This is a genomic window from Imperialibacter roseus (assembly GCF_032999765.1).
Lineage (GTDB): Bacteria > Bacteroidota > Bacteroidia > Cytophagales > Cyclobacteriaceae > Imperialibacter > Imperialibacter roseus.
Window position 1 is genome coordinate 2132580 of sequence record NZ_CP136051.1, and the last position, 19946, is coordinate 2152525.

The 19946-nt window shown below is 48.0% G+C and carries 15 protein-coding genes; 5 read left to right on the forward strand and 10 right to left on the reverse strand.

The window, feature by feature from the left end; translation table 11 throughout:
• Positions 1–91: 91 nt before the first annotated feature.
• Together RT717_RS09115 and RT717_RS09120 are read right to left on the reverse strand one after the other, a co-directional pair.
• Entirely contained in the window at positions 92–520 is a 429-nt protein-coding gene (locus tag RT717_RS09115; protein WP_317491426.1) for an OmpA family protein, read from the reverse strand.
• Positions 521–695: 175 nt separating this feature from the next.
• Positions 696–1241: an REP-associated tyrosine transposase gene (locus RT717_RS09120; RefSeq protein ID WP_317491427.1), complete on the reverse strand. Its 546-nt coding sequence runs from the start codon at positions 1239–1241 to the stop codon at positions 696–698.
• 564 nt (positions 1242–1805) lie between these two features.
• Here RT717_RS09120 and RT717_RS09125 point away from each other — a divergent pair.
• The 3 genes from RT717_RS09125 (at position 1806) to RT717_RS09135 (ending at position 7830) form a co-directional block, all read left to right on the forward strand.
• Positions 1806–4430, forward strand: coding sequence for a M14 family metallopeptidase (locus RT717_RS09125; RefSeq protein WP_317491428.1), 2625 nt, complete (start codon positions 1806–1808; stop codon positions 4428–4430).
• Positions 4431–4753: 323 nt separating this feature from the next.
• The gene (locus RT717_RS09130; protein WP_317491429.1) at positions 4754–7147 is read left to right on the forward strand and encodes an ABC transporter permease; all 2394 of its coding nucleotides are present in this window, start codon (positions 4754–4756) and stop codon (positions 7145–7147) included.
• Between the two features lie 296 nt (positions 7148–7443).
• Positions 7444–7830, forward strand: a complete 387-nt coding sequence (locus RT717_RS09135; protein WP_317491430.1) for a tellurite resistance TerB family protein — start codon at positions 7444–7446, stop codon at positions 7828–7830.
• Positions 7831–7848: 18 nt separating this feature from the next.
• On the opposite strand, the gene RT717_RS09140 is transcribed toward RT717_RS09135, so the two are convergent.
• Positions 7849–8709 (reverse strand): alpha/beta hydrolase, encoded by an 861-nt coding sequence (locus RT717_RS09140; protein ID WP_317491431.1) that lies wholly within the window; start codon positions 8707–8709, stop codon positions 7849–7851.
• A gap of 80 nt (positions 8710–8789) precedes the next feature.
• On the opposite strand from RT717_RS09140, the gene glpK reads away from it, so the two are divergent.
• Together glpK and RT717_RS09150 are read left to right on the forward strand one after the other, a co-directional pair.
• On the forward strand, positions 8790–10283 hold the full coding sequence (gene glpK, locus RT717_RS09145; RefSeq protein WP_317492352.1) for a glycerol kinase GlpK: 1494 nt from the start codon (positions 8790–8792) through the stop codon (positions 10281–10283).
• 34 nt (positions 10284–10317) lie between these two features.
• Entirely contained in the window at positions 10318–12564 is a 2247-nt protein-coding gene (locus RT717_RS09150) for a patatin-like phospholipase family protein (RefSeq protein ID WP_317491432.1), read from the forward strand.
• 34 nt (positions 12565–12598) lie between these two features.
• Here RT717_RS09150 and RT717_RS09155 read toward each other — a convergent pair whose 3' ends face one another.
• The 7 genes from RT717_RS09155 to RT717_RS09185 all read right to left on the reverse strand — a co-directional run bounded on the left by RT717_RS09155 (position 12599) and on the right by RT717_RS09185 (position 19913).
• On the reverse strand, positions 12599–13066 hold the full coding sequence (locus tag RT717_RS09155; protein WP_317491433.1) for an SRPBCC family protein: 468 nt from the start codon (positions 13064–13066) through the stop codon (positions 12599–12601).
• An 82-nt stretch (positions 13067–13148) separates the two neighbouring features.
• A complete protein-coding gene (locus RT717_RS09160) occupies positions 13149–13469 on the reverse strand; it encodes a potassium channel family protein (RefSeq protein ID WP_317491434.1) in 321 nt (106 codons plus the stop codon).
• 45 nt (positions 13470–13514) lie between these two features.
• Positions 13515–14765: an asparagine synthetase B gene (locus RT717_RS09165; RefSeq protein WP_317491435.1), complete on the reverse strand. Its 1251-nt coding sequence runs from the start codon at positions 14763–14765 to the stop codon at positions 13515–13517.
• A 140-nt stretch (positions 14766–14905) separates the two neighbouring features.
• Positions 14906–17587 carry an ABC transporter permease gene (locus tag RT717_RS09170; protein WP_317491436.1) on the reverse strand — a complete coding sequence of 894 codons (2682 nt, stop codon included), beginning with the start codon at positions 17585–17587 and terminating at the stop codon, positions 14906–14908.
• Entirely contained in the window at positions 17584–17916 is a 333-nt protein-coding gene (locus tag RT717_RS09175) for a helix-turn-helix transcriptional regulator (RefSeq protein ID WP_317491437.1), read from the reverse strand. The genes RT717_RS09170 and RT717_RS09175 overlap by 4 nt, the downstream gene beginning before the upstream one ends.
• Before the next feature lie 95 nt (positions 17917–18011).
• Positions 18012–19358: an Nramp family divalent metal transporter gene (locus RT717_RS09180; protein ID WP_317491438.1), complete on the reverse strand. Its 1347-nt coding sequence runs from the start codon at positions 19356–19358 to the stop codon at positions 18012–18014.
• Between the two features lie 138 nt (positions 19359–19496).
• Positions 19497–19913: a hypothetical protein gene (locus RT717_RS09185; RefSeq protein ID WP_317491439.1), complete on the reverse strand. Its 417-nt coding sequence runs from the start codon at positions 19911–19913 to the stop codon at positions 19497–19499.
• Between the last annotated feature and the right edge of the window lie 33 nt (positions 19914–19946).

Sequence of the window (19946 nt, forward strand, 5' to 3'; positions counted from 1 at the left end):
GAATCACTGCTGCTGGGGTCAGTGCTATTTGCGGACTTTAACGTCGTGACAAATACCAGGCTGTCTTTCAAAAACGTAAGCCTGCTTGTACCTAAAAAACAATCGGCCAGAAAATAATGTCCACCCGGCGATTGAGCAGCTTACCTTCCCATTTTTTGTTGTCGAAGTAGGGGTTTTCCTGCCCGAAAGCCTTGATGGAGATGTTTTCCAGTGGGATGTCCATGATGATGAGCTTTTGCAGGGCCGCCTGGCTGCGCATTTCTGAGAGCCATTTGTTGTAAAGCTGCCCGCCGATATTGTCGGTGTGGCTGTAGATGCTGATCTGGTAAAGCTCAATATTGGGGATGGTGTCGAGCAGTTGAAAGAGTTCCTGGGTTTGTTCTTCGTCCACATAATAGCTGCCGCCCCCAAAGAAGATGCTTTTCTGGATCAGGCCCGTGGGTGGCTTGGGCGCAGGTGTGTCCTGGGCTGAGGCAGCCAAACCAAGGAAGAGGAAGCCGATGAGCAGAAAACAGCGCATGTTCATAAAGATACGAGGAAAAGTGTTTTGTTGGCTGGAGTTGATGTTAAGTTAATGGGAGTTCAACAAGCGATTCAAGAAAATCTTCGTAAGACAAGCCTATTTCTAGCAGCTAAGCTGGAAATAGTATGGAAGGCTGGTGCGAGTCTGTGACTCGTACCATTAGCCGACTCCTCTATAACAAATCAATCTCCAACAGACCCTTTCCTCCACTGTAGTCAATGGCACTGCTATACTTCCAATGCCATGGTTCTAACACAAAACCAGCCTCTACCGGATTATTGTGGATGTAGTCTACTTTCTGATCTATAACGTGGGAACTCCAAAGTTCGATCGGCTTATTGTGTTGCTGCCAGAACTGCCTCACTTTTACGTTAGTATTTTTCCGGGCGGCTCTTTCCATCATCCACAGTAGCCACTCTTTCCTGCTTTCTTGAGGGTTGATTTCAATGTCCTTTTGAATTTCCTTTGACGTATGGGCTTTGAATTGCCCAAGCAGCTTACCAGGATTGTTATTTTTGTCACGGAAAATGAGGTGAACGTGGCTGGGCATAATGCACCAGCAATAGATCTCCATCCCTTTTTCTTTTCTGCAAAAATCCAAATTTTCAATTATTGTCTGGAAGTATCCATCCCGGGTGAAGACGTCAAGCCAATACACAGTAGCAAAGCTCACAAAGTACAGCCCTTCTTTGTTTAGAAACTTATATTTCCTACTCAATAGCTTTTTTAAAACAATATACTGCCGAATACATATTGATATCAAGCAAAAAAAGGATGCGTATTGGGAATGAGTCTATCGGATACATTATAGAAGGTGGGGAAGTTCGAGCCTGTGGCTCGAACTAGCGTTCAGTGCTATTTGCCAGTTTCAGCACTCGAGCAGAGGACTAAAACTCAAAAGGATATTTTCATTAATTGACCCTGTTAATGGATGACCGTATCAAAAGTTGATTGGTCATAAAAAAGCAAAAGGTCCAAGCGGGACGCATTGAACCAGTTTTGCTTTTTTATTTGACCAAACCGTATTTATTTGACCTCACAGAAATATAGATTGATTGGAAAATCTCCGTAATGACAGCTAATGTGGTGTTAAGCGAATTCGTGCAACGAGTGCACCATATGCAGTCCCTTCACCAGCCCGCCCACAAAACAAATTACCGGCAAAATTCGCTATATCCTCCGCTGTTCCAATTCTCCCTCCATTCTTTGGATTTGAAGACGGCAGGCTCTTATTTCAGGCACCAGATAAACAGCAATTATTCGTTAACTACTTGATAATCTTATGTATCTAAAAAGAGCATTCCTGGCCATGCTATCAGCCTTTTGCCTGATGATGGTCAACACAACATTTGCCCAGATTACGACAACTGTCCCGACCCCAGAGTCACATTTCGGCTTCCAGGTGGGCGCCGACTACAAACTGTTCAATCACCAGCAGCAGATGGATTATTTCCAGAAGCTGGATGCAGCGTCGGACAGGGTGCTGATGAAGGAGATTGGCAAAACCACGCTCGGCAAACCGATGGTGGTGGTGTTTATTTCGAGCGAAGACAACATCAAAAACCTTGAGAAATACCGAAAGATAAGTGAAGACCTGGCCCGGGTGAGGGTAGATGAAGCCACTGCCCGCAAGTACAGCGAGGAAGGCAAGGCAGTCATCTGGATCGATGGCGGCCTGCATGCTACTGAGCGTGCCGGTGCCCAAATGACGCCGGAGCTGGCTTACCGGGTGGCTACGGAAGAAACATCCGAGATGAAGAAAATCCGTGAAGAGGTTATCTTCATTTTGATGCCCAGCATGAACCCTGATGGACTGAATATCGTGGAGAGCTGGTACAAAAAGAACCTGGGCACACCATGGGAAACGACGAACCCACCATGGTTGTACCACCACTTCATTGGCCACGACAACAACCGTGACTGGTTCATGAACAACATGCCGGAGAGCTACCACGTGAACGAAGTGCTTTACAACGAGTGGTATCCGCAGATTGTGTACAACCAGCACCAAACGTCACCAGGCTGGGCAAGGATTTTCCTTCCCCCATTCGATAATCCGGTCAACCCTAATATTCACCCCGGCGCTACCACGGGCACCAACTTCGTGGGCACAGCCATGGCCAACCGCTTTGCACTGGAAAGAATGCCCGGTGTGATTTCGAACCACACCTTTAGCATGTGGTGGAATGGTGGCATGCGCACCGTGCCTTATTTTCACAATATGATTGGTATTCTTACCGAAACAGGCCACGCCACGCCAACACCCCGTTTCTACGATCCCGATTCTATTCCCAAGTATATCCGTGGCCTGGGCGGCTCGAAGCCTACCGACGGCACGCACATTTTCTACTCCGACCCATGGAAGGGTGGGGAGTCGCATTTCAGAGACGCTGTGGACTATATGATCACAGGCTCGCTGGCTGTGCTTGACCTTGCCGCCGACCGCAAGGAGCATTACCTGTACAATATCTATAGCATGGGGAAAGATGCCATCGAAGCGAAGCTGCTGGAGAATAGCTTTGCCTACGTGATCCCTGCAGAGCAGTTCGATAGAGGGGAGGCCCGCAACCTGGTGAATATTTTGCGTCAAGGTGGTGTGGAAATGCACAAGGCAACGAAGTCGTTTATGGCGAATGGAAAGCAATATGCCGCAGGCTCTTATATTGCTTATTCAGCGCAGGCATTTCGTCCTTATCTGGTCGATTTGATGGAGAAGCAAAGCTATCCTGACCTTAGAATCAGCCCGGGAGGCCCTCCAATTCCTCCTTATGACCTGGCCGGCTGGACATTGCCTATGCAAATGGGCGTGACGGTCGATAAGGTAATGGAGAAATTCACTGCCAGTACTGAGGAAATAAAGACAAGAGAGCCTGTTACAGCCGGTAAGGTATCGGGCAAGTCGGGCTACGGTTATAGCCTCACCACCAATGAAAACGCAGCGATCAAAGCCATTAACTTCCTGTTGGCCAAGGGCGAAAAGGTAAGCAGACTGGCAGCAAAGCAAGGCGACATGGCTGCTGGTACCTTTGTTGTAGAAAAGAGTGGCTCTACCGATGCCAATGTTTCGGAAGCGTCGAAAACGTATGGTGTAGACTTCGCTGGCCTTGCAGCCAAGCCCGAAGGCACGCTGAAAGCCATCAAGCTGCCAAAAGTTGGTTTGTACAAAACATGGCAGGCCAATATGGACGAAGGCTGGACTCGCTGGTTGCTGCAGGACTACGGCTTCCCGCTGGATACGCTGCACGACAACGATGTGCGCACCAAGGATCTTTCACAGTATGACGCCATCATTATCCCTGACCAGCGTCCTGATGGCATCCTCAATGGCTACTCGTTTGGCTTTATGCCGCCGGAATACACAGGTGGTATGGGCATCGATGGGCTCGCAGCCATCAAGAACTACGTGGCCAAAGGCGGTCAGCTCATCACCTTTGATGAGGCCAGCGACTTTGCTGTAGACCAGTTTGGTCTGTCGCTGCGCAGCACCACCAACGGACTATCGCCTAACACCTTCTTTATACCCGGCTCACTCATTAGAACCAATGTGGATACTAATCACAGCCTGGCTTACGGTGTGCAGTCAGAAGTGGCAGCTTCATTTAACCAAAGCCGTGCTTATAGCAGGGTAGTGAAGGAGAACGAAGGAGAAGGAGGAAAAGAACCATCGGTGAAAGAAGCACCTGAGCCGCCGCTTGAGATAGTGGCTACCTATGCCAAGGATAAGCTGCTGATGAGTGGCTGGGCCATGGGGCAGGAAAAGTATATTGGTTCTAAGGCTGCAGTGATCAAAGCGGGTTATGGCAGTGGCAGCATTGTGTTGTTCGCTTTCCGTCCGCAGTTCAGAGGCCAGCCAAGAGCTACTTACAAGCTCATCTTCAATGCGATTTATGAAGGCACGATGGAGTAGGGTTTAATTACCTATATAATTGAAGGACTATTAGTGCAGGGCAAAAGTAATTGAGCAAACCTTTTAAAATCTTCTTTCTTTACCCCGACCCTAAAGGGAGGAAAGAAGATTTTAAAAGCTGTTACGGCTAGTCAGGCTCTCCCTTTGGGGTCGGGGTAAAAAAACAGCTTTGGGAGTGAGTTTAGGTGTTTTTCAACAGCTTTAGCCCTGTTTACTATTGGCGGTTTCTGATTTTTTTAACACTTCTTAACGCTTTTTAACCGGTCGTTAACATCAGGCGACTCATTGTTAGCGTACCTTGGAGGCGACTAATCGAACGATCAATGACCACTTTTTTACGCACTGCCTTCCGGGTTTTCAAAAAAGACAAAGCCTTCACGTTCATCAACATTCTGGGCCTGACGCTCGGCATCATGTCGGCTATCATCATCTTTCTGGTGGTGAAGCAGGAAATGAGCTATGATAAGTTTCATGTCAATCTCAACAGGATTTACCGGGTCAACAGCCAAACCAGCCAAAAGGGTGGCTTTTCATTTTTGACCGCTACACCAGGGCCGCTGGGGGAAGCGCTTGAGGCCGAAGTGCCCGGCGTGGAAGAAAGCGCCTGTACCTACTATCGGCGGTCTGGAAATTTTGTGATAGAAGCAGATGGACAAAAGCGGGAGTTTGCTGAGACGGAAGGAGTGGCACTTTTGGGGCCTTCCTTTTTTAAGATGTTCAGCTTTGAGATGCTCTCCGGGGATGTGAACGACCTTAGTCTGCCGGGAAAGGTGTTTCTTTCTGAGTCGATCGCCAAAAAGTTTTTTGCCACAAGTGACCCATCGGAGGCAGTCGGGCAAGCACTGGTAATGGACAATGATTTCACGCTTTCGGTGGCTGGCATTCTGAAAGACTTTCCTCCCAACACTGACTTTCCTTTTACTATCGTGGTATCGCAGGAAACGCTTAAGGAGCAGGTAGACTTCACTTCATGGAATAGACTCGATAATTCCATGAACACGTATTTCATGCTGGCGGAGCAGGCAGATACCACTGGTTTTCAATCGCAGATCGACACCCTGATAGCGAAAAATGCAGGCTCTTTCTTTGCCAAGTTCTTTAATTTCGAGCTCCAGCCTTTGAGCCAGGTGCATTTCGATAACCATTTTAGCAACTACAACTCCAGGACGATTTCGAGCACTACCATCACCGGTATGATGGTGCTGGGGGCCTTTTTGCTGCTCACCGCCTGCATCAATTTCATTAACCTTGCCACGGCCAATGCGATGAAAAGGGGCAAGGAAGTAGGCATCAAGAAAGTGCTCGGCAGTTCTTCCGGTAACCTGATTGGGCAGTTTCTGGGAGAAACCACCTTGCTGGCACTTGTCTCTCTGCTGTTATCGATTCCACTGGCTTATCTGTTGAAACCGTATGTGGAAGACCTTATCGGCTTTCCGTTTCATTTTAGTTTGTTCAACGACCCCATGGCGATTGGCTTTCTTGTGTTTCTTCTCGTAGCCGTGGTGTTGATTTCTGGTTTGTACCCCTCTTTGGTCATGGCAAGGTTTCGTCCTTCGCAAGTGATCAGAAGCGGGTTGTCGGGGAAAACGGGAAAGGGAAGTGTATTGCGAAAGATACTTGTCATGTTCCAGTTTTTGATCTCGCAGGTGCTGATCATCGGTCTTTTTGTGATTTTTTCTCAAATGGATTATTTCATCAACAAGGACCTGGGTTTTGCCAAAGAAGGCGTTATCAATATTCAGTTTCCAAAAGGAAAGCAGGGCAAAGGCGCAGCATTCAAAGGCGCTGTTAAAAACGTGAGTGGCGTAGAAATGGCCACGTTGCAAAACGGGAGCCCCAGCTCTCGCAGCCGCTGGGTGAGCACCTATTCATTCGAGGGTTCATCAGAGGATACACCGTATTCCGCAGAGCTGAAATTCGGCGATAAAGATTATATCGACATGTACCAGCTTACCTTTCTGGCTGGCAGGGGCTTTCTTAGAGATGATTCGGTTACCGAAATTGTCGCCAACAGGAAAATGATTGAGGAAATGGGGTTTGCCAGCCCTGAGGAGGCGCTGAATGCTAAAGTGCTGCTTGGTGAATCAGGTGTGCCGATTGTGGGCGTAGTAGAGAACTATCATACCAACGGGCTGAGAGAGCCTATGAAAGCAGGCTACATCTCCGCCAATCCGGAGTCTTTTGTGGAGGTTGGGGTCAAGCTCAATATGTCGCAGGCGAAAGAATCGTTGGCCAGCATAGAGAAGATTTGGAACGACATGTTTCCCAACGAGCCGTTCAAATATCAGTTTTTGGATGAAACAATCAGGAGTTTTTATGAAGCTGAGCAACGGCTGGCAAAGGTGATAGGCGTTTTTACCGGCATCGCTATTTTTATTGGTTGTCTGGGGCTTTATGGCCTGGTATCGTTCGTCACTAACCAGCGCATGAAGGAGATCGGTATCAGGAAAGTGCTTGGAGCTGGTGTGTTTAACATCTTTTATATTATTTCGAGAGAGTTTGTAGTGCTGGTGGCTGTTGCGTTTATAGCAGCTGCGCCGATAGCATTCCACTATACCTCAGAGTGGTTGGATGGGTTTGAATACAGGGTGGAGGTGCAGCCACTTGTGTACGTAGCTGCGATTTTCCTCAGCCTGGTAATTGCGCTATTGTCGGTCACATTCAAAGCGCTGGCTGCGGCGAAAATTAATCCGGTGGATACGTTGAGGACGGAGTAGGTCGAAGCACTCAACACTCCATGCCGGTGATTGCGAGTTAATGTTCCGAATATTGATTGTGTGGCTACTGGCAGAGTGATGTGGCAATCTGTCTGTTAGAACATGGCTCCGTAGTCAAAGGATTGCTTCAGTCGCTCGGTGACTAGCAACATAGATAGGGCATTGGTCTGCTCCTTCAGTCACCGTCAACTTAAACAGTAACGAAACGAACCGCCAACACTCCCAGTTAGCCAAACACCATGTTCTCTTCAATTTGATTTTTTTAGCTATCTTTAAATAAATCATTTTTTGATTGCATGGATTACGTATTAAGAAAGCAAGTCAGTCTGCTGATTGAACTCGCCCTGTCTGATAATAAATTCGACCTTAGCGAAAAAGCTTACCTGATGAAGTTTGCTTCCAGTCGTGGGGCCAAGAACTCTGAAATAGCCCGTATGATCAACAATCCAACGCCTACTGGGTCGCTCGAAATGCTGAATTTGACGCAGAAAATTGAATTGATGCTGAGCTGTGGAAGGGTGGTGGTTGCCGACGGAGTGATTGAGCCCGAGGAACAAACCTTTATGTATGAAGTGGCCAAAAAAATGGGCTTCAAAAAAGGGGTGGTCGATTACCTGTTGAAAAATGTGACGACGCTACCCGAAACTGAGCTGAAAGAGGGCTTCCTTACATTCGCTGGCTAACCGAATTTTTTGGGTTGGCTAAGCAAGTTGTTGCCGAACCCAATCGGCCACCAGTTGAAGCACCTTTTCCCGGTCTACATCGTAGTGCGTCTCGTGTTTAGCCGTTTCCCACAGATGAAAAGTAACGTAGCCCGGCGCCTTTGAAGCAAACTCTTTTGTTGCTTCCATGCTGGTGATTTTGTCCTGTCCGCCGTGAAAGGCCAGCACGGGAATATTGAGTTCTCCAGCCTTTCCAATGGCCTTTTCTCCTGCTTCTATTAAGCTCAATGAAAGCTGAGAAGTAATCCGGTCGTGTACGATGGGATCATTTTTGTATTTCTCTACTTCTGCTGCTATCGATGAGATTCCGTTGGGATCCAGCCCACTGGACGCACTGAAGGATGGCCAGATATTTCGCATGATTTTCGCCAACTTCAATAGCAGTGGTGAAGGGGACATGGCCAGCCTTAAAAAAGGCGAGGAAAGAATAGCCCCCTGCAGTTCAAGTGTCTTTTTTGAGGTGAGAAAGTTCACGACCATGTTGCCCCCCATGCTATGGCCGTAGAGAAACATAGGCGTTTCTATGAACTCCACTCTGGCAGACTTCATCAAGTCTTCCACATCTTCAAGCAGCAGGTCGTAGGACGGGGTATGGCCTTTTTTTCCTTCGGAATGACCATGCCCACGAAGATCCATACCGAACACAGCCATGCCTTGCTGTGTAAAAAACTCTGCAACATGCTGGTACCTGCCTATGTGTTCCCCATGCCCGTGCACAAGGCAGATCAAAGCTGATGGCTCCATGTTGGGCAACCAGGAGCGACCCTTTAGGTTGAGTCCGTCCCTGGAGATTATATCGTAAGATTCCTCGGTCATGCAGCCACTTCTGTATTTAGCCATTTATAACTGCCGTGAAGATACGTCTGACTATCTTTTTTTTATTACTTTGATGCAAAAGTTTACCCTAATACACCCGAATGATGCAAGGAAAGTATATCGTAGCCCTCGACCAGGGCACTACAAGTTCACGTGCGATCATCTTCAATGCTGATGGGAGCATTCTCGGCAGCGCTCAGAAAGAATTCAGACAAATATTTCCCAAGCCAGGCTGGGTCGAGCACGACCCCGACGAGATTTGGGCTACACAATGGGAGGTGTTCAAAAAGGCACTGGCCGATCACAAGGTAGCACCGTCGCAGATCGCCGCCATTGGCATTACCAACCAAAGGGAAACCACTGTGGTGTGGGACAGAAAGACGGGTGAGCCCATTTTTAACGCCATTGTGTGGCAGGATCGTCGCACAGCTGAGATTTGCGAAAAGCTGAAAGCCGATGGCCATGAGCAATACATCAGGGAGAACACCGGACTGGTAGTTGATGCCTATTTCTCCGGTACAAAAGTGCAGTGGATCCTCGACAACGTGGAAGGAGCCAGGAAACGGGCGGAGAAGGGAGAGCTTGCATTTGGTACCATCGACTCGTGGCTGGTGTGGAAGCTCACTAATGGGAAGAAACACGTCACTGACTACACCAATGCCTCCAGAACCCTGCTTTATAATATAAAGAAACTGGAATGGGACAACACGCTGCTGAAAGCCCTCAAAGTGCCTGAATCGCTGCTGCCTGAGGTGAAGCCGTCGTCGCACCACTTCGGTGACCTTGAAATGGATGGCGTGAAAATACCCATTGCCGGCATAGCGGGCGATCAGCAGGCGGCCTTGTTCGGGCAGGCTTGCTTTGAGCCGGGCATGGCCAAGAACACCTATGGCACAGGCTGCTTCATGCTGATGAACACAGGCACTAAAATGCAGCTGTCTCACTCAGGACTGGTGAGCACAATTGCCTGGGGGCTTGACGGTAAAGTAACGTACGCTCTTGAGGGTAGTATTTTCATTGCTGGTGCAGCGGTGCAGTGGCTCAGAGATGGACTTAAATTGATAGATGAAGCACCTGACTCGGAATACTTTGCTGTGAAGGCTGGCGATTCGGAGGGTGTGTATGTAGTGCCAGCATTTGCCGGGTTGGGGGCACCCTACTGGGACATGTATGCCAGGGGTGCCATTTTCGGCCTCACCCGTGACACAGGCAAGAGCCATTTAGTAAAAGCCACGCTGGAATCGATGGCCTACCAAACCAAGGATGTGCTGGAGGCAATGCAAAAAGATGCTGGCTTGTCGCTGAAGACGCTTAAAGTGGACGGTGGAGCTACGGCCAACAATTTCCTCATGCAGTTTCAGGCCGATATTTTAGGGGCCAATGTAGAACGCCCAAGTATTATTGAGTCAACCGCTATGGGCGCCGCTTTTTTGGCGGGTATTGAAGTAGGATTGTGGAGTCAAAAGGAAATTGTGAAAAACAGAGAGATCAACAGAGTGTTTACTCCAGAGATGGAGGAGGATGATAGAAAACGCCTGTACAACGGGTGGAAAAGCGCCGTGAAACGCAGCATGGGCTGGTTAAAAGATGTGGAATAAACTCATTTATTCCTTTCCTGTACAATTATTGGTTATGCACGTCAGGCGTAACCTGTTCATGCTATTCTTTTGGGTGAGCCTGGTAGCAGTGTTTACAGGCAACTTTGGCAGAATTCTGGGCATTCCATACCTTTTTCTTGACCCGGAGTACCTGAACAGAGTAGACTTTTGGAGCTTCTTTATCGTAGGTTTTTGTATGGGCGGGTTTACCGCAGCTTTCAATATCTCGTGCTATATCCTGTATGGTCACGAGTATTCTTTTTTAGGTGTGCTGGAAAGACCTTTTACCAAGTTCTCCATCAACAATAGCCTGCTGCCTATTATAGTGAATGTGGCATACCTGATCTTCATTTTTCGTTTTCAAATGGAAAATGAATTCAGAGGGCCTGGCGATCTTTTCTGGAAAATCCTTGGCTATCTGGCAGGGTTTCTGGGCATGCTGGCTTTTTTATACACCTACTTCAGACTGACGAACAAAGACATTTTTAAGTACCTGACGGGTAGTGTGGATAAACGCCTGAAAAAGGTGAAAGTCAACCGCAAAAGAGCCCTTGATAAGTTGAAGGAAGTAAGAGAGGGTAAAAACAGAGTCGATTTCTACTGGGACGAAAAATTCAGGCTAAGACCGACTGCTTACATCAACGATTTCTATGACAAGGAAGCCATCTTAAAAGTGTTTGATCAAAACCACTTCAATTTGGTGCTGATTGAGCTTTTAATTATTGTCGTTGTTTTGCTGTTGGGCTTCTTTATGGACAATCCTTATTTCCAGATACCGGCCGCCGCCAGCGCTATCCTCTTTGGCACTATTTTCATCATGCTTAGCGGTGCCATTAGCTACTGGTTTCGCAGCTGGGGGCTTATTTTCAGCATCACGGCCTTTCTGCTGCTCAATTTCCTTGTGAAAATGGACGTTTTTCGGAGCCTCAATCCTGCCTTCGGACTTAACTATAAAGGCAGCAGGGCTGAGTATTCTATCAAGACATTAAGTGAACGGAACACGCCGGAGGTGTACAACCGCGATGTGGAATCGATGCTGCCGGTGCTGGAGAAGTGGAAGGCTAAGCAAAAGACGGCCGGAAAGCCCAAGATGGTGTTCTTGTGCGTGAGTGGTGGGGGGCAGCGGGCGGCACTGTGGACCATGCGGGTGATGCAGCAGATGGACAGCCTTTTGAATGGGACTTTGCTCGACAACACCATGATGATCACAGGTGCTTCAGGAGGCATTGTGGGAGCGGCATATTATCGGGAGCTTTTTCTGCGTGAAAAGAACGGCGAGATAGAAAACCGCATGGAGAACCAATACCTCTCCAAAATCGCCATGGATAACCTGAATCCGATGATTTTCAGTCTGCTTGTCAACGACATGTTTATTCGGTTCCAGTATTTCAGGTATGAAGGAGAGGTTTACCTGAAGGACAGAGGTTACGCTTTTGAGAACCAGCTTAACCGGAACACGGACATGATCATGGAAAAAAAGCTCAAAGACTATCAGGAAGCTGAGAGCAATGCCGAGGTGCCGTTGCTGTTGATGGCTCCCACCATAGTGAATGACGGGCGAAAGCTCTATATCTCCACGCAAGACGTCGGTTTTATGACCACCAATGCAGCCAGCGCCCATGCGGAATTGATCACGAAGATAAGAGGGGTAGATTTCAGGAGCTTTTTTAAAGAGCAAAATGCGGATGAGCTCCGGTTTTTAAGTGCGCTGAGAATGAGTGCTACTTTTCCCTATATCACGCCCAATATAGAGTTGCCCAGCGACCCCCCACTGGAAATCATGGACGCCGGCATTTCTGACAACTATGGCATATCGGATGCTATTCGATTCGTTTATGTGTTCCGGGACTGGATTGAGGAAAACACTTCCGGTGTAGTGATATTTTCTGTGCGAGACCATCAGAAGAATGCGGAGATAGAGAAAAAGGCCTCAGAGTCTATTGTGCAGAAGTTTTCATCACCCATCAGCAGTGTGTATAACAACCTGGGCAATATCCAGGACCTCAACAACGACAGCCGGATTGAGTTTGCTACCGAGTGGTTCAAGGGCAACCTCTATCAGATAGAGGTGGAGTATAACACCAACACCATGTTTGAGGGGGAGAGCAACCTCCCTGCTGAGGTATTACTCGAAAGGAAGCAAAACGAAAGAGCCTCTCTTAACTGGCACCTGACGACCAGAGAGAAGAAGAATATCATCGACAATATCAATCTGGTGAGCAATCAGCAGGCGCTGATGAGGTTGAAGGAATTGCTGGAGGAGGAAGAAGAGGAGGAGTAGGCACACAAAGACGCAAAGGGGAGGGGGAAAGTTGTTAACGCCTCTCGGCCACCTTTTTTATAATTTCGATAGTGCCCGCCCAGTAGAAATCCACATGTTTTAAAATGGCCTCGGTTGGGAAATTGCTCAGCGTAATTGCTAATGTTGTACCGGCTTCAGTAGCTGCCAGTGTAAACTCAATAACGGTATAATTTTCAGGCTCATCAGGAAGTCTCGATACTGAGCTAAGGTAGTTGTAGCTGAGCAGTTTGTTCGGTTCAAAGGCTAGTACGGTTCCCTTATTCTCAAACTTCACATGGTGAAAGCCTTTTACCACCATGGCACTCCCCACTTTCCAGGTAGTGAGAATTCCCAACTCCATTTCAGGCTCTGCCATCCATTCTTTCATCAGGTCAGGAACAGTGAGTGTGCCCCAAACTTTTGACGGCGGAGCATCGATGTGGATTGATCTGGTTATGGAAGGGCTTGCTGCTATCACCGGCTGGATATTTTGGTAAGGCAAAATTATCCTTTTATGAGAATCTGTTCGTTAAATTGTTCAGTAACGTCTTCCAGGCTACAAGTTCTGATGTTTTTTACCTGGGTCAGCTTTTCTCAGGCTTCCATCTTCGTCTCAAATGAATCAAGCCGCTGATGCCAGCAGCTATCAGAAAACAATAGAATACAACGCCCAACAAAAGAAAGACCATTCCGATCCACCGGCCATATACGGTGATTGGAAACAGCTCGCCATACATTCTTGTAGTGATCACAACTATAGAATACCATAGCGCCTTTGGAAAGCTTGTGATATTGGCGGCACTGCTCATGCTCTCGAAGTAAGTGAGGGCTGCAACAAGCAGGGTATAGAAGGTAAGTGCCGACCCGGCGTATATGGTTATTCGTTTTCTCAGCGTTTGCGGCATAGGTTCAAGGAAAAAAAAGTTTGAATTTAGAATATTTCAGTCCTTTTACGTCTTCTGCTTCTTTTTTTGCGCCGAAGGAAACAGCACGTTGTTCAGGATAAGGCGGTAGCCGGGTGAGTTGGGGTAAAGGTCGAGGTTAGTTTGCTCCCGCCAGCCGCCGGGGGAGCGTTCGGGGTCGTGGCCGCTGTAGAAGGTCCAATGGCCGTAGCCCATTTCGCCGTAGATGTAGCGCACTTCGCCGTCGCCACTGTTTTCGCCAAGGATCAGCACATCGGACTTAACGGTGGAGGCTGCAAAAGCGGTGGTTTGCCCAAAAAACGACTTGACAATGGCCGTATGGTTTTGGGTGAGGAGGGAGGGCACAATGTCCCACTTGGCAGAGAAGTCAAACAGGGAAAAGTAGCCCGAGCTTTCATCGTAGTAGTAGCGCCGACCTTCCGATGTATTGATGTTTGAAAACCTTCTCGAGTTGGGCGGGTCAAGTATAAAGTTGGTAAAGGCAAAAGTCTTGCTGAAATCAAGCTTTTGCTGCGCCTGCGGATCCATGCCGTCGCCATCGTACATGCTTTCCACAATGTCGATCCCCTCAGCAGCCAGGGCAATGTCGAAGGTTTCGGCACCGGAGCACATGGCAAAAAGGTAGCCGCCTGTCAGTGTGAAGCCCTCAATCTTTTTGGCCACCGCCAGCTTCATGTCTGATACTTTGCTGTAGCCAAAGGAGGCGGCAGTGGCTTCTTGTATTTTGGCTTCAATCTGCGACGATGATCGTCTCAGGTGACGACCAAATTGCCCGGTAAAGTCTTCATGATGGAGGTGCAGCCAGTCGAAATGCAACAGGCTATCGGACAGTACCTCCGTATCATAAATAAGTGTGTAGGGTATCTCTGCGTAGTCAAGGGCGGTGATCACAGCGTCGGTATTGTCTTCCACCATGTCGTTCTTCGGAGAGTAAACGGCGATTCTGGGTTCCTTTTCCATCTTTACCGAGTTCATGTTCACCCTCGGACTTTCAATTTCTTTCATCAGCAGGGCTGTTTCCCCGTCGCTGATCACTTCAAATGATACACCCCTGATGCTGCACTCATTTTCAACTAGGGGATTGTATGGAAAAAGAAAGCTACCGCCACGGTAGTTGAGCAGCCAGTTGATGGGTATCTCATTTTGGAGAGACAAGTAGGCGATGCCGTAGGCCTTGAGATGGTTTCTTTGCATGGCATCCATGGGTATAAGGATCGAACTGGCCTGACCAGCGAGAGGCAAAAGAAAGAGCAGCAACCAAAAGATTCGTTTGACCATACCCTTGAAAGTTTGGGTGGTAGTAAGTCAATATAAAAAAATTTGCCCATTTGGTCGCTATGCGGTAAGCTCAAAATGACGAACGGCATTGAGTAGGGCAATGCTTCCCGCACACAATTGGATACGGGAAGCAGACCTGATTACTCATATTTTAAAGAATCCACGGGATTGTTTTTACTTATTCTGTCTGTTTGGAGTGTGATAGTGGCAAGGGCAATGCTAAGCAGAATCGCTGACGAGAGCAGAAATACCGACCATTGAACCCCGTTTGAATAGGCATAGTTTTGCATCCATTCTTTGAGAATGAAATAGCTCGATGGTAAGCCTATCAGAATGGCTGCAACAAGCAGTAAGCCGAAATCTTTGACAACAAGTAGCATAAGCTGTGGCAATGAAGCCCCCAGCACTTTTCTGATTCCAATCTCCTTCGTTTTTTTTATGAGCATCATCAGCACCAGCCCGTAGAGCCCAAGCATGGCAATGATAATGGCCAGGCCTGTAAAGATCTCCGAAATTCTTTCCAGGCGTTTGTCGGCACTATAGGCACGGTTGAAAAACTCGTCCATAAAAAAGTAGTCAAAGTAGTTGCCCGGGTAGAACTCATCAAACTTGCTCCTGATAGCGGACAGCATTTCTTCGGAATTCGAACCTTCCAACCTCACACTGATATAGTTTTCCGGACTATAGGCAGGCATCAGTATGATCGGCTCAATAGACTCTTTAAGAGAGCGTTGATGAAAATCGTCGGTCACTCCAACGATTCGCCAGTTATTGCCCCAGAACGTTATTGACTTGCCAATGGCTTCTTCCGGAGAGTTGAAATGCATCAGTTCACTGGCAGATTTGTTTACCAGCACGGTGTTGAGCTGCCTGAAATCGGTATTGTGGTCTGTTAGTTCAAACGACCTGCCCGCCAGTAAGTTGATCTTGAAGTGATCAACGAAATCGTAATCGACCTGGATAAAGCTGGAAGTAAGATCGGCCCGGTCAGGAATTTCCGGTGACCCAATCTGAAATATTCTGCCAGTTCGCTCACTGAATAACCTGCTGGAGGATGTGACAGATGAAACGCCGCTGAGGCTCATCAGGCTTTTCTTGAATGAAGCAAACCTGGAAATAAAGGTGCTGTCGAACCTGACCATCGATGGGCCATTGAGGACGATAATATTGTCGATTTGGGCGCCAAGATCCTCGTTTTGCATGTAGCGAATTTGCTGAGTAATGGAAATGGTGCCTGTAATCAGCATAATAGCTGAGGTAAACTGAAAGACTACCAAAACCTTCCTGAGCCCGGCCGACCCACTTCGGGTATCCAGTTTCCCTTTCAGCACATCACTGCTTTTGAACCGTGAAAGCACCAGGGCAGGATACATGCCTACTAAAGTGGCCAGCAAAAAGAATCCGGCTGCCAAAATGATCCAGGCTGGTAGGTTGAGCAAAGTGGCATTTGCGAAGATGTCAGGTGTGAGCCCAACGCCCGTTAAGGCAACAAAGCCTGGCTGTAGCAGGAATACCAAGCCGAGCGATAAAAGCAACGCCAGGGTATTGACCATTATCGATTCTATCATAAACTGTATGGCCAACTGTTTGCGATGGGCACCGAGGACTTTTCTAACCCCCACCTCCCTGGCTCGCTGTAGTGCCCTGCTTGTGGTGAGGTTAACGAAGTTGATCCACGCAATGAGAAGAACAATCAACGCTATGCATAGCAGTAGCCATACCACCCTGCCATCGGAAGTATGGCCTATTTCATATTCGAAGTCGGAATACAACCTGGCTTCGGAAAGCGGCTGAAGACCGAACTTCTCCACGCTGCCCGACACGGTATTGCCTTCGAAATATTTTTCACTAAAGTCATCAAACTTCGCAGCCAGTAGTTCAGGGTCAGCTCCCTGTTTTAGCTTCAGGTAATGATAGAAGTCGGACCAGGTGAAGCTGTTGTCGGCCGCTTCGCCTGCCAGAAAAATAAATGATTTGTAGGAAACGATCATCCCGAACTGGAGGTGAGAGTTGGCCGGTACGTCCTCGAAAATAGCGGTGATTTGACCCGGAAGCTCGCCAGTCCCCACTTTGATTGGCTGACCTATCAAATTTGAAAGCTCAGTGCCTCCTTTGAGCAGTGATCTGGCGAAAGTTTCTGAAATGGCTACACTCCCCGTCTCGCTAAGTGCCGTTTGTGCATCACCTGCTATCAGCGGGTAGGTGAAAACGTCAAAAAAATGCTCATCTGCCCACAGGTAATCTTCCACACGCCGAATATCGTCGCCATAGGTTATGTTGATCCACGAGCCGGCGGTCATGCGTGTATAAGATGCTATCTCGGGATACTCAGCTGCCATTGCGCTGCCAATAGTAGGGTAGGTGATGGTGCCGTGTTGTACCAGCCCACCTTCCTGATACCGGTCGTTGTACACCCTGTAGATACGATCAAAATCTTTGTTGAACCTGTCAAAGCTGGTTTCGAAGAGCACGTACTGTAAGATCAGAAGGCAGGTGGAGATCCCTGCCACCAATCCAACCATATTGATAGCGGTGAACGTTTTGTGCCTGACCAAGTCCCGGTACGACACTTTGAGATAGTTTTGTAATAAATCCATATTATTTTGAGTTGTTGAGTAATTCTTTTTGCGAAGGCGGTGATAGCGAAGAAAGGCAATGGCATTGAGGACATAATTACGTGAAGACTTTCTGGCTGAGAACTGCTTCAAGTCAGACAGGTATATCTCATACAGATCGCCCTCAATGGCCTCCCACAGATCACTGTGACAGAATTTTCTGAGCACCCGCTCTGCCCACTTTGGAGGATGTTTAACTTCTTTCATGACCTGTCAAATGCCACCTTGGGAATAGATTGCCATATTTGCTCACGAATGCTTTTGGCATTTTCAAGAGCCTCCTGGCCTGATTTAGTCACCCTGAAAAGCAGCTTGCGTTTGCCTCCCCGCTCCGGTGTAGGGTCACTGTACCGTGATTCCAGGTAGTCTTTTTCCGCCAGTCGTTGCAGCACGTTGTGTACCGTGCTGATAGTGATAGAACGCTGACATTTGTTCTCAACCTCTTCTTTGATGACCACGCCATAGGCATTGTCGAAAAGTGAGGCTACCACCAGCAAGATCATTTCTTCCAATTCACCAAGGTTTGTCCCTTTCATAAAATAAAGTTAATTCGACAAAGACGAATTTAATATTAATTTCGTAATTGTCGAATTAATACTTGTTATTTTCTTTCCTTCTGTCGAAATGTAGGTTAGAGTAGCTTGATCAAACCATATATCGCAACGGCCACAATGGCTACTATGCTGATCCAGAGGGTGATGTTATACAACATTCCAGAGGTGATGGGTTGCTCTCTTTTGTACTTAAAATGAATGGCTGCAAAAGCCACCAGCAGCAGCAAAACAGAGCCGACAATGCCACCTGAAAGAATCATCAGCACCGGAGATTCCACAAAGAAATAGGCCAGGGCCCAGGCTGTGGGGAAGATCCACGCCAGCATAGCGATGGTTTTCCTTCTTGCGGCCATGTCAAAAAAATCGATCCAGCCAAGCTGCCCGAAAATGTCTGCATACATTCTCGTCCAGAAGGCAAGGGTGGCAAATACACTGGAGAACAGCACAAAAAAGGCACCGACCAGAAAGATCGTTTTGAAGCCAGGGCCAAGCGATTCTGTGTAAATGGTGGCAATGGTTTCTACCATTTTGAGCCCTTCAGGCACATTGCCGCTGTGGTTAAGCACGGCAGCACCCAGCAGATAAAAGGCAGCAGTCACCGAGGTGTAGATAATCATGGCAACAGTAGCGTCGAGGTACATGACTTTGGTCCAGCCTTCTGCTCTGCGCAGCCATGCGTCTGAATCGTCACGAGGGCCGGTATAGGCAGCATAGCCTTTCTCCCTGCACCAGTAGGTGTAGGCTAATATTTCATCGCTGGCAACGCCTGTAATGCCAAAGGCGCCAATGGCTACCCCTACCAGGGCGGGTGACAGGTCGAACTGGAGCCCGCTCCAGATGTCGGCCATGGAAATGCTGTATTGGGTGTCGGAAAGGAAAATCAGGCAGGCGATGGTAAGGCAGGTGAAAAGCACTGTCATCACCAGCGAGGCTTTTTCTACAGGGAGGTAGTAGCCCTTGAAAATGATACTGGCCACCAGCAAAGCAACAAAAATCACCCAGATCATGGTGGCTACAGATGGAAAGAGCATGCTCAGCACCAGCGCAGATCCGCCCATCATACCGCCAATCTGGAACACCTTTAGCGACATCAGGCCGAGTATGGTCACCACTGACCATTTACCCTTGCCCGACTTGGTGCCCGGCAGCAGCTTTAATGCCTGCATGGCTGTTTCTCCGGTGAGGATGGTGTGCTTGCCAAACTCCACTTGCACTGCCACTTTTATCAGGCAGCTGGCAATAATGATCCAGAAGGCGGTAAAACCTGCCGACGCACCAAGGGTTGTAGTAGCGATCAGCTCACCTGAGCCAACGATGGAAGCGGACAGGATAAAGCCCGGCCCAAGGAATTTAAGACGCTGAAAGAAGGTAGTAGGCGGTTCTTTGATGGTAGCCGCACTGATGAGGTAAGAGTTGTCGGTCATTTAAGCAGGTAAGTAGGGTGCAAACAATATAGTTAATAATACGCAGTCATTACCTGAATTGAAAGCCCTTTCCCCATCGGTGGTTGATAACCGGACTATTGGCCGGGTTCTTTTCGTTTGGAAGGAGTAAAACCCGAACTACTCTTTTACCTTGTAAAAAAGGGTCTTTCCGTACCAGCCATTGGAATTGAACCTGACTGTTATTCTGAGCACATCGCCAACAACATACAAACTATCCGGGAACGACGAATAGACAATAGAGTTTTCATAGTTATTGTGGCCATTCCAACCGGTTGTTGAATATTGAACTAGCTCCGTGCCTGTAATGTCCACGACCTCTTCATTGTTTTTTTGTTTCAGATAGCGAACATTACTGGCATCTGAACCGGCCTCCACCAGCAGCTCCTGTTTTGAGTTGAGGTCAACAAAAAGAGTGTCGTCGTAGATTACTTCCGCATAGGTGTCTTTGAAAATGACGTAAGGTGCGGGGTCGTCGTAGTAGCAGGCGGTAAGCGTGGCTGTCATGAGGACGAAAATATTAATAGATGCCTTCATATGGTTGTATTAGTGAGTGGTTTTTAAAAGACA

Excerpts from the sequence above, each read along its gene's own strand:
- RT717_RS09115 (WP_317491426.1), bottom strand. The coding sequence starts at position 520 with ATGCGCTGTTTTCTGCTCATCGGCTTCCTCTTCCTTGGTTTGGCTGCC.
- RT717_RS09125 (WP_317491428.1), top strand. The coding sequence starts at position 1,806 with ATGTATCTAAAAAGAGCATTCCTGGCCATGCTATCAGCCTTTTGCCTG.
- RT717_RS09130 (WP_317491429.1), top strand. The coding sequence starts at position 4,754 with ATGACCACTTTTTTACGCACTGCCTTCCGGGTTTTCAAAAAAGACAAA.
- RT717_RS09135 (WP_317491430.1), top strand. The coding sequence starts at position 7,444 with ATGGATTACGTATTAAGAAAGCAAGTCAGTCTGCTGATTGAACTCGCC.
- RT717_RS09140 (WP_317491431.1), bottom strand. The coding sequence starts at position 8,709 with ATGGCTAAATACAGAAGTGGCTGCATGACCGAGGAATCTTACGATATA.
- glpK (WP_317492352.1), top strand. The coding sequence starts at position 8,790 with ATGCAAGGAAAGTATATCGTAGCCCTCGACCAGGGCACTACAAGTTCA.
- RT717_RS09150 (WP_317491432.1), top strand. The coding sequence starts at position 10,318 with ATGCACGTCAGGCGTAACCTGTTCATGCTATTCTTTTGGGTGAGCCTG.
- RT717_RS09160 (WP_317491434.1), bottom strand. The coding sequence starts at position 13,469 with ATGCCGCAAACGCTGAGAAAACGAATAACCATATACGCCGGGTCGGCA.
- RT717_RS09165 (WP_317491435.1), bottom strand. The coding sequence starts at position 14,765 with ATGGTCAAACGAATCTTTTGGTTGCTGCTCTTTCTTTTGCCTCTCGCT.
- RT717_RS09170 (WP_317491436.1), bottom strand. The coding sequence starts at position 17,587 with ATGAAAGAAGTTAAACATCCTCCAAAGTGGGCAGAGCGGGTGCTCAGA.
- RT717_RS09175 (WP_317491437.1), bottom strand. The coding sequence starts at position 17,916 with ATGAAAGGGACAAACCTTGGTGAATTGGAAGAAATGATCTTGCTGGTG.
- RT717_RS09180 (WP_317491438.1), bottom strand. The coding sequence starts at position 19,358 with ATGACCGACAACTCTTACCTCATCAGTGCGGCTACCATCAAAGAACCG.
- RT717_RS09185 (WP_317491439.1), bottom strand. The coding sequence starts at position 19,913 with ATGAAGGCATCTATTAATATTTTCGTCCTCATGACAGCCACGCTTACC.